General features: G+C 65.5%; 2 protein-coding genes and 3 pseudogenes. 1 reads left to right on the top strand and 4 read right to left on the bottom strand.

Annotated features, from left to right (window positions below):
* Positions 1–64: 64 nt before the first annotated feature.
* The 4 genes and pseudogenes from ABD335_RS15280 to ABD335_RS15270 form a co-directional block, all read right to left on the bottom strand.
* Positions 65–881: pseudogene (locus ABD335_RS15280) on the bottom strand (IS5 family transposase).
* Between the two features lie 81 nt (positions 882–962).
* Positions 963–1,484 (bottom strand): DUF4259 domain-containing protein, encoded by a 522-nt coding sequence (locus ABD335_RS30810; RefSeq protein ID WP_425583647.1) that lies wholly within the window; start codon positions 1,482–1,484, stop codon positions 963–965.
* 310 nt (positions 1,485–1,794) lie between these two features.
* Positions 1,795–2,241, bottom strand: a pseudogene (locus tag ABD335_RS15275) (polymorphic toxin-type HINT domain-containing protein); the annotation flags it as partial.
* A 373-nt stretch (positions 2,242–2,614) separates the two neighbouring features.
* Positions 2,615–2,773 (bottom strand): annotated as a pseudogene (locus tag ABD335_RS15270) (type I-E CRISPR-associated endoribonuclease Cas2); the annotation flags it as partial.
* 55 nt (positions 2,774–2,828) lie between these two features.
* Here ABD335_RS15270 and ABD335_RS15265 point away from each other — a divergent pair.
* Positions 2,829–4,103, top strand: a complete 1,275-nt coding sequence (locus tag ABD335_RS15265; protein ID WP_344323072.1) for an IS701 family transposase — start codon at positions 2,829–2,831, stop codon at positions 4,101–4,103.
* Positions 4,104–4,242 lie beyond the last annotated feature (139 nt).

The raw sequence follows: 4,242 nt of genomic DNA, 5'->3' as shown, positions 1-4,242 counted from the left end.
CATCGCCTGCACTCTCATCTGCTACCGCCGACTCGCCAAATGAGATGACTTGTTAGAGCTTGTCTCATGTGGTGAGTTGGGCGAGTTTCTTGTAGCAGGTCAGGGCGGCTGCGAGGCCGAGGAAGGCCAGGAAGTGGCTGCCCTTGCGCTCGTATCGGACGGTGAGGCGCCGGTAGCCGAACAGCCAGGAGATCGACCGTTCGATCTTCCAGCGGTGCCGCCCGAGCCGTTCGCTGGACTCGATGCCGGGCCGGGCGATGCGCGGGACGATGCCCCGCTCGCAGAGCCACGCCAGCTTCTCGGCGGAGTGGTAGGCCTTGTCGGCGCGGAACCTGCCGGGGCGGCGTCTGCGCGGGCCGCGCCGGGAGCGGACGGCGGGGATGCCCGCCACCAGCGGCAGGAGCGCCTGGCTGTCGTGGACGTTCGCGCCCGAGACGCCCAGGGCGAGCGGCAGGCCCTGGGCGTCGGACAGAACGTGGAGCGTGCTGCCTTTCTTGCCCCGGTCGACCGGATTGCGCCCGGTCAGAGATCCCCCCTTTTCGCTCGCACACTCGCCGCGTCCACGATCGTCGCGGCCCGGTCCACCTCGCCCTGGGCCCCGAGATCGTCAGCACCGCCCGGTTCAGTCGGCGCCGCAGCCCGGCCTCGGTCCAGGCAGTGAACCGGCGGTGCGCGGTGGCCGGGGAGACCCCGAAGGTCTTTGGCAGATGCCGCCAGGCGCACCCGCTGGTCAACACGTGCACCACGGCGGTGAAGGCGGCCCGCTCGTCCACCGGAGCGGTCCCGCCACCCTGCGGCCGGGACGTGAACTTCGGCAGCAGCGGAGCTGCCGGCTCCCACAGCCCGTCGGGAACCGGCCGCTGCGGCAGATTCACACTCACGGTCACCCATCATGCCGCACCGAACCCGCCACATGAGACACGCTCTTAATTCAGTTGATTCAGATAGCCACCTTGAAGATATTACCAAAGACCTTCCTGGATGGATTCATCCTCATGCGCAGCTCGTCTAGCCCTCTGTGGCCCTTGCTTTTGACCTTCGGCGCCTGGAGCGTAGAGGGGAACCCCTGCAGTACTTTCTCCGTCAAGCACTGCTTTCAGCCTTCGGAGCATTGCAAGCCATCCAGCACCTTCCTCCTCCGCGCTCCAGTCGTCCCGCAAGTCATTGCTTGTGGCGAGTAGGCGAGAAATCGCTTCGAGTGCCAGGGGTACCAGCTCTTTCGGAATCTGCGGAATCTCACCACTCGGCCCCCACACCGCAGATTGAAATTCATCGCCGCCCTCAACCCCTCGGACTGTCAACGCAGCGGCAGCGATTGCCAGCTCTGCTCTACCACCATCGATATGCGGGCTGCCGTCGCCCGCCACCGAGGCGAGGGCAACTCGGATCGCCTGAATTCGCCCAGACAGCGGAGTGGCATCCAAGTCGCCAGCAAAGTCCGCGGCGCCATCGTTATCGAATGGCCCGTATCCCCATTTCTCCATATCGCCCTACTCGAACGGGAGCTCAGGATGAGTCGCCTGGCGCTTGTTGTAGAGGTTTCGACCAAACCCCTCAATGCCGCTACTGAGCTTAAAGCCCATTTTTTCGAACTGAACCTTCATGATGTGCTCTCGGATTCTTAGAGCCGTGTCGTCTCCGCACACATGGATGCAAATGACAGGCCCAATCCTTGTCTCGCCTGCCCAAGTCTGCATGCTTGTTCAGTCGAACGTTGAAGTTGTTGGTCTTGCCGATATACACGTGGCCAGGCTTCGACTTATCGTCGAATACATAGACGCCTTGATTCTTGTTGCAATTGTGAACCAGGACCGGCGTGGCCCCCGCCAGCACATAGTACGTGTGCAGGTCGCTGACGGTGAGGTTGTGGACCGTGGCGTGCGCCGTCCAGCGCTTCACGGCGGTGATCTGGACCCAGGTGCCGGAGGAGGTCTGGAGCCACTGGCCGGGCTGGAGATCGGTGGCGTCCAGCCACTCGCCCAACTCCGGCACCCAGAAGGGATGTCCGTCGGTGGCTGTCACGCTCGCTGTCCGCTCACCCCGCTCGCCGTCGAGGTCCACGGTGACCTTGACGAGGTGTTTGGTTCCCGAGCCGATGATCTCGGCCGTCACGGTCTCGACGCGGGTCCCCTCGGTCTCCGGATCGGTGGCGAGGACCTTGTCGCCGATCTTCACGTCCTCGATCGGCTTGGCGGAGCCGTCCGCGATCAGGACCTTCGTGCCTGGCAGGAAGCTGTTCGAAGTCTCGCATTTCTCGCCCGGCTTGCTTCCGTCCTTGTTTTTCGCCTTCCTTGCCTTCTCCTTGGCCGCCGCGAGTGCGTTCTTGGCCTTGTCGACCGCCTTGGAGTGCTTCCACATGCCTCGGACGCCGCCGACCAGGTCGTCCAGGAGCCCCCAGACACGTTTGGCCAGCTTGGCGCCCTTTGCCCAGTTCCAGGGGGCGCCGTACTTGGCGAGGACATCAAGAACATGCCGATGTCCGAGGAGCCATCCCCGCGGGTGCGGGGCCGACACTTGCTGAGCTGGGGTTATATCCCGGCTGGGCCGTGTTTTCATGCGGTTGGTTTTCGAGACGAGACATGTGGGTGGGGCTTCACCGAACCGGAATGAGATCTCATCGGCGGTTGCGTGCGGAGAGGATGAGGCCGCCGTAGTCGATGGGACGCCGGCGGTCGCGGCCTGCGGTGCGGACAGCCCAGCCTTGCTCGTTGGCCGCGGGTTCGACGAGGACTGCTTGGCCGTCGCCGATGCGGGTTGCGAGGAGTTCCCATAGTAGTGCTCCGTTAGGTCTGTTTGCCGGGTCGTGGTGTGCGAGGCACGGTGGACGGATGGATATGCGGCAAGTGGCGGAGTTACGGGCTGAGTTAGCGGGATTCGTGGCGGATGTGTTCGCTTCGGTGCCGCGCAAGGACCAGCAGGCGAAGGGGGACTGTTACCTGCGGGGTTTGATGCTGGACGGGCGGCGCACGTCGATCCAGCCGATGGCCGAGCGGCTGCCGGACGGCAGCGAGCAGAATCTGCAGCAGTTCGTGAATCAGTCCCCCTGGGGCCCGGTGCCGGTGCAGCGGCGGATCGTGGAACGAATCGTGCCGCTGATCAGCCCAGATGCCTGGGCGATCGATGACGTGTCCGTCCCCAAGGACGGCCGGATGTCGGTCGGGGTGGCCCGTCAGTACTGCGGTGCGCTGGGCAAGCGGGCCAACTGCCAGGTCGCGGTGAGCGTGCACGCGGTCAGTGACACCGCATCCTGCCCGTTGCAGTGGCGCCTGTTCCTGCCCGAGGAATGGGTCCAGGACACCGAACGCCGTCGCGTCACCCACGTACCCGAACAGGTCGGGCACCGGGAGAAGTGGCGGCTGGCGCTGGATGCCATGGACGAGCTGGCCGGCTGGGGTTTTACCCCGCCGGTGGTCGTGGCCGATGCCGGATACGGCACCAGCACACCCTTCCGGCTCGCGCTGGAGGAACGACACCTGTCCTATGTGCTCGCGCTGACGGGCAAGGAAGTGGCCCACCCCGAGACGGCCGAGCCGCACCGGCCCGCCTATGGCGGGCTGGGACCACCAACGCTGCCACGCTGTCGCACCCGGTCGCAGTCCATGGCTCACCTGGCCGCCCAAGCACCGGTCTCCCACTTCACCGAGGTCACCTGGCGCGAAGGCGGCAGAGGGCCGATGACCTCACGGTTCGCCGTGCTGCGCGTGCGGCCCGCGGGCAAGCAGGCTCTGCGGGCCGCTCAGGAAGCCGGCGGCGGCCACTACCCATGGGACGGCACCCTGCCGCTGCGGACCCTGCTCCTGGAATGGCCCGCCGACCAGCCGGCGTCGACCGGCTACTGGATCTCCAACCTGCCCGCCGCCACACCGGTCGAAGACCTGGTCCGGTGGGCGAAGATGCGCCGGCGCATCGAGCACGACTACCGGGAACTCAAGCACGGCCTGGGTCTGGATCACTTCGAAGGCCGCTCCTGGCCCGGCCGGCACCATCACGTCACCCTCGTCACCGCCGCCCATGCCTTCCTCACCGAACACCGGTTGGCCCCAAAAGCCCACACACCGGACTCACCCTCTACCAGATCCTCGACGCCCTCCAAAGCCTCCTGAGCTGCTGGACCGGCACCTGCATCACCTGTCGCCAACCAGTCCCCAGAAGCTCACCGAGGTCCACAACGACCTAACGGAGCACTACTAACCCGATCACTGCGATGGCGAGAGGAACCACGAAATCCGTCACGGCGGCACA

Source organism: Streptomyces macrosporus, from assembly GCF_039533145.1.
In the GTDB taxonomy this organism is placed as follows: domain Bacteria; phylum Actinomycetota; class Actinomycetes; order Streptomycetales; family Streptomycetaceae; genus Streptomyces; species Streptomyces macrosporus.
Note: the sequence above shows the minus strand (reverse complement) of the source record. Positions and strands in the feature narration are given on the sequence as shown.

Coding starts and splice junctions, on each gene's coding strand:
- ABD335_RS30810 (WP_425583647.1), bottom strand. CDS start 1,484: ATGGAGAAATGGGGATACGGGCCATTCGATAACGATGGCGCCGCGGAC.
- ABD335_RS15265 (WP_344323072.1), top strand. CDS start 2,829: ATGGATATGCGGCAAGTGGCGGAGTTACGGGCTGAGTTAGCGGGATTC.